Source organism: Aminobacter sp. P4_D5 (assembly GCF_056401815.1).
This window is the reverse complement of sequence record NZ_JBFUIP010000957.1, coordinates 1-621: the sequence shown is the minus strand read 5'-3', so window position 1 is coordinate 621 and position 621 is coordinate 1. Positions and strand designations below refer to the sequence as shown.

General features: G+C 67.1%; 1 protein-coding gene. It reads left to right on the top strand.

Annotated features, from left to right (window positions below):
* Positions 1 to 586, top strand: a 586-nt coding sequence (locus AC1DWF_RS36050; RefSeq protein WP_476843247.1) for a UDP-3-O-(3-hydroxymyristoyl)glucosamine N-acyltransferase, incomplete at its 5' end; no start/stop codon positions are given.
* Positions 587 to 621: the final 35 nt, after the last annotated feature.

Sequence of the window (621 nt, the reverse complement as noted above, 5' to 3'; positions counted from 1 at the left end):
GCGTTGCTGCATCGCCGCCGGCGCTGTGGTGGGCGATGGCGTCATCCTCGGCCCGGACTGTCGCGTGGGCCCACAGGCCAGTATCAGCCACGCCCGCATCGGTGCGCGGGTCTACATCTGTCCCGGCGCGCGCATCGGGCAGGAGGGGTTCAGCTTCGCGAAGACCGCGGAGGGCTTCCTGAGCATCCCCCATCTGGGCCGGGTGATCGTGGAGGACGATGTCGAGATCGGCGCCAATACGACGGTCGACCGCGGCTCCTCGCGCGACACGGTCATCGGAGCGGGCACGCGGATCGATAACCTCGTGCAGATCGCCCACAATGTGCAGCTCGGCCGCTACTGCGTGATCGTGGCCCAGGTCGGAATCTCGGGCTCGACCACGGTGGAGGACTTCGTCCAGATCGGCGGCCAGGTCGGCATGGCGGGGCACCTGACCATCGGCACCGGATCGCAGATCGGCGCGCAATCCGGCGTCATCGCGGACGTGCCGCCCCATTCGAGGCTGCTGGGCAGTCCCGCGCAACCGGCCTCGCTCTTCTTCCGCCAGGTGGCGACGTTGAAGAAGCTGGTCGGGAAGCGCGACTAGATTTTGMTGCGTTTGCTTTCGCTCACCATCACAAT